Here is a 4,218-nt window from a genome sequence, read left to right as displayed (position 1 = left end):
TCTGTTGCTTATGCTGGCGCCGCTGGCATCTGCTGAGCAGATCGGTTCCGTCGATACGGTGTTTAAGATCTTTGGGCCGGATCATAAAATCGTCGTGGAGGCGTTTGACGATCCCGATGTTAAAAACGTGACCTGCTACGTCAGCCGTGCCAAAACCGGTGGCATTAAAGGCGGGCTGGGGCTGGCGGAAGATACTTCTGATGCCGCCATCTCCTGCCAGCAGGTAGGACCGGTAGAACTGAGCGACAGAATCAAGAACGGTAAAGCGCAGGGCGAAGTGGTCTTCAAGAAACGCACTTCGTTGGTCTTCAAATCATTACAGGTCGTGCGCTTCTATGATGCCAAACGCAACGCGCTGGCTTATCTGGCCTATTCCGACAAGGTGGTCGATGGGTCGCCAAAAAATGCCATTAGCGCGGTACCTATCATGCCGTGGCGCGAATAACAGGGAAGCATTATGCAGCAGGTGTCGGTCTGGTTGGTGGAAGATGAGCAGGGTATTGCGGATACCCTGATTTATATGCTCCAGCAGGAAGGGTTTAGCGTGGAAGCCTTTGAGCGCGGGTTGCCCGCGCTGGAGAAAGCGCGTCATCAGTGTCCGGATGTGGCGATTCTCGATGTCGGATTGCCGGATATCAGCGGTTTTGAGCTGTGCCGGCGATTGCTTGAGTACCATCCGGCGTTACCAATCCTCTTTCTGACGGCGCGCAGCGATGAGGTGGATCGCCTGCTGGGGCTGGAAATCGGTGCCGACGATTACGTCGCCAAACCGTTTTCACCGCGGGAAGTCTGCGCCAGAGTCCGCACGCTGCTACGTCGGGTGAAGAAGTTTTCCACACCGTCGCCTGTCGTCAAAACCGGCCATTTTGAGCTGAATGAACCGGCGGCTGAAGTGGCCTGGTTTGGCACACCCCTGTCACTCACGCGCTATGAGTTTTTGCTGCTGAAAACGCTGCTGTTATCTCCAGGGCGTGTCTATTCGCGCCAGCAACTGATGGATATCGTCTGGGCCGATGCGCAGGATACATACGACCGGACGGTCGATACGCACATCAAAACGCTGCGCGCCAAACTGCGCGCGATCAACCCGACGCTTTCACCGATCAACACGCATCGTGGGATGGGCTACAGCCTGAGGAGCCTCTGATGCGCATTGGCATGCGTTTGCTGTTGGGCTATTTCCTGATTGTCGCTGTTGCTGCGTGGTTTGTACTTTCTATTTTTGTACAGGAGATTAAACCTGGCGTACGGCGCGCAACGGAAGGGACGCTGATCGATACTGCCACGCTGCTGGCGGCGCTGGCACGTGACGATCTCCTGTCGGGTAACCCGGCGCATGGCCAACTGGCGCAGGCGTTTACGCAACTGCATAACCGTCCTTTTCGCGCCAACATCAGCGGAATCAATAAAGTCCGCAATGAGTACCATGTTTACATGACGGATGCGCAGGGCAAAGTGGTGTTTGATTCCGTCAATAAAGCGGTCGGGCAGGATTACTCTCGCTGGAACGATGTCTGGCTAACGCTGCGTGGACAGTATGGCGCTCGCAGTACGCCGCAGGATCCCGCCGATCCGGAAAGCTCGGTCATGTATGTTGCTGCGCCGGTTGTCGACAACGGAAAGATCATCGGCGTGCTCAGCGTGGGAAAACCCAATGCCGCGATGGCACCGGTGATTAAACGCAGCGAGCGCCGGATCCTTTGGGCCAGCGCGATTCTGCTTGGCATTGCGCTGGTGATTGGCGCCGGGATGGTCTGGTGGATAAACCGTTCGATTGCCCGCCTGACGCGCTATGCGGATTCCGTGACCGAAAACCAGCCGATGCCGCTGCCTGAACTGGGCAGCAGTGAGTTGCGCAAACTGGCGCAGGCGCTGGAGAGCATGCGTCTGAAGCTGGAAGGCAAGAATTACATTGAACAGTACGTATACGCGCTCACCCACGAGCTAAAGAGTCCGTTGGCGGCCATTCGCGGCGCGGCGGAAATTCTGCGGGAAAATCCGCCTCCGGACATTGTTAAGCGCTTTACCGACAATATTCTCAGTCAAAATGCGCGAATGCAGGCGCTGGTTGAAACCTTGCTGCGCCAGGCGCGACTGGAAAACCGTCAGGATATTGCCCTCTCCCCGGTAGCGGTCGATGCACTGTTTGCGCAAATCAGCGACGCGCGCGCGATTCAACTGGCGACGAAGGCGATATCGCTGGAGATTGTCCCCTCGGCGTTAAGCGTCTCTGCGGAGCCGGCGCTGCTGGAGCAGGCGTTGGGCAACTTGCTGGACAATGCCATTGATTTCACCCCGGCAGGCGGAGCGATCACCCTCAGCGCACAAGCGCATGCAGAGACGGTGACGCTGACGGTGGCCGATACGGGTACAGGTATTCCTGATTTTGCCCTGGCCCGTATTTTCGAGCGCTTTTACTCCTTGCCGCGTGAGAATGGCCTCAAAAGCAGCGGTCTGGGACTGGCATTCGTTCGCGAAGTGGCGCGACTGCTGAAGGGGAGTGCAGAATTACGTAACCGGCCTGAGGGCGGCGTCGAGGCCACGCTTACACTTCACCGTCACTTCACATAACTTCAAATTCCCCCCACATAGCGTGCGTACTCTGCGGGTATTGCATAAGGAGAACGCTATGTTGAAATCCCCCCTGTTCTGGAAAATCGTCACCTTAGGTGGCGCGATTGTGTTGCTGCTGATCCCCCTGATGATGGTCCGGCAGATTATTGTGGAACGTGCTGATTATCGTGATGCGGTAGAGGATGCGATTCGGCAGAGTACCAGCGGACCGCAAAAAGTGGTCGGCCCGCTCATTGCCGTACCTGTGACCGAGTTATACACCGTGCTGGAAAACGAAAAAGAGGTGCAGCACAGACGCAGTTTTATCCACTTCTGGCTGCCGGAGTCGTTGATGGTGGAGGGGAACCAGAACGTCGAACCGCGAAAAGTGGGCATTTACGAAGGGCAGGTCTGGCATACCGATGTTACCTTGAAAGCGGAGTTTGATGTTGCACGACTGAGTGAACTGAACCGGCCCAACATAACCCTTGGGAAACCGTTTATCGTGGTGGGCGTGGGTGATGCGCGAGGGATTGGCGTGGTGAAAGCACCGAAGGTGAATGGAATGGCGCTTGCCGTCGAACCGGGGACGGGGCTAACAGACCGCGGAGAAGGGCTCCACATTCCGCTTCCGGATGCGCAATGGGCGATGCGCGATGTGAACCTGGCGATGTCACTCAATTTAAGCGGAACCGGCGCGTTCTCGGTGGTTCCGGTAGGACGTAGCAGCCAAATGACGCTCACCAGCAACTGGCCGCATCCCAACTTCCTCGGTGATTTTCTACCCGACAAGCGCGAAATCAGCGAGTCAGGGTTTCAGGCACAGTGGCAAAGCAGTTGGTTTGCCACTAACCTGGGCGAGCGGTTTGTGGATGCGCGAAAAGACGGGTGGTATAACCTGCCGTCGTTTAGCGTCGCGGTTGCCACTCCTGCCGATCAGTATCAACTGACGGATCGGGCGACGAAATATGCCATTTTGCTGATTACACTGACATTTATGGCCTTCTTTGTGTTCGAAACGTTGACGGGAAAAAAATTACACCCGATGCAGTATCTGCTGGTGGGGCTGTCGCTGGTGATGTTTTATTTGCTGTTGCTGGCGCTCTCCGAACATATTGGTTTCACCCTTGCATGGATTGTCGCAAGCCTGGTGGGCGCGCTGATGAACGGGGTTTATCTCCAGGCAGTGCTACAGGGCTGGCGTAGTAGCGTGGTTTTCACTCTGGCATTGTTAGCGCTGGATGGTGTGATGTGGGTACTGTTGCGCTCGGAAGACAGCGCGCTGCTGTTGGGGACGAGTGTGCTGCTGTTGGCGCTGGGGAGCGTGATGTTCCTGACGCGGCATCTTGACTGGTATGCATTCTCGCGTGCGAAACCGACACCAACACCAACGGCGCCGAAACCGTCCGCACCCGTGGACGATGCGCTACGCGTGTGGAAGTAAATTCAGCAAAAAGCAGATAAGAAAAACGGCGCATTGAGCGCCGTTTTTTTGATGGTGGTAACCCGATTAATCCTGCAGATCGCCACAAAAACGGTAACCTTCACCGTGAATAGTCGCGATAATTTCCGGCGTATCCGGTGTGGATTCGAAATGCTTACGAATACGGCGGATGGTCACGTCAACGGTACGGTCATGAGGTTTCAGCTCACGACCAGTCATTT

Annotated in this window: 5 protein-coding genes; 4 read left to right on the top strand and 1 reads right to left on the bottom strand. The window is 56.0% G+C overall.

The genetic code is table 11. From position 1 onward, the window contains the following. Window position 1 precedes the first annotated feature (1 nt). From creA to creD, 4 genes are read left to right on the top strand one after another with little or no spacing between them, the layout of a single operon-like run. Window positions 2-445, top strand: a complete 444-nt coding sequence (gene creA, locus AB7E14_RS21325; protein ID WP_428169917.1) for a protein CreA — start codon at window positions 2-4, stop codon at window positions 443-445. 12 nt (window positions 446-457) lie between these two features. Next, a complete protein-coding gene (gene creB, locus AB7E14_RS21320) occupies window positions 458-1,147 on the top strand; it encodes a two-component system response regulator CreB (RefSeq protein WP_042998024.1) in 690 nt (229 codons plus the stop codon). Beyond that, window positions 1,147-2,571 (top strand): two-component system sensor histidine kinase CreC, encoded by a 1,425-nt coding sequence (creC, locus tag AB7E14_RS21315; protein ID WP_058587600.1) that lies wholly within the window; start codon window positions 1,147-1,149, stop codon window positions 2,569-2,571. Before creB ends, creC begins: the two co-directional genes overlap by 1 nt. A 58-nt stretch (window positions 2,572-2,629) precedes the next feature. Beyond that, window positions 2,630-3,997, top strand: coding sequence for a cell envelope integrity protein CreD (gene creD / locus AB7E14_RS21310; RefSeq protein ID WP_316962847.1), 1,368 nt, complete (start codon window positions 2,630-2,632; stop codon window positions 3,995-3,997). 66 nt (window positions 3,998-4,063) lie between these two features. Here creD and AB7E14_RS21305 read toward each other — a convergent pair. Next, window positions 4,064-4,218, bottom strand: a 155-nt coding sequence (locus AB7E14_RS21305; RefSeq protein ID WP_428169918.1) for a winged helix-turn-helix domain-containing protein, incomplete at its 5' end; no start/stop codon positions are given.

The sequence above is a fragment of the Citrobacter sp. genome, from assembly GCF_050252275.1.
GTDB lineage: Bacteria > Pseudomonadota > Gammaproteobacteria > Enterobacterales > Enterobacteriaceae > Citrobacter_A > Citrobacter_A amalonaticus.
The sequence above is the reverse complement of the archived record's forward strand: the minus strand, read 5'-3'. Positions and strand labels throughout refer to the sequence as shown.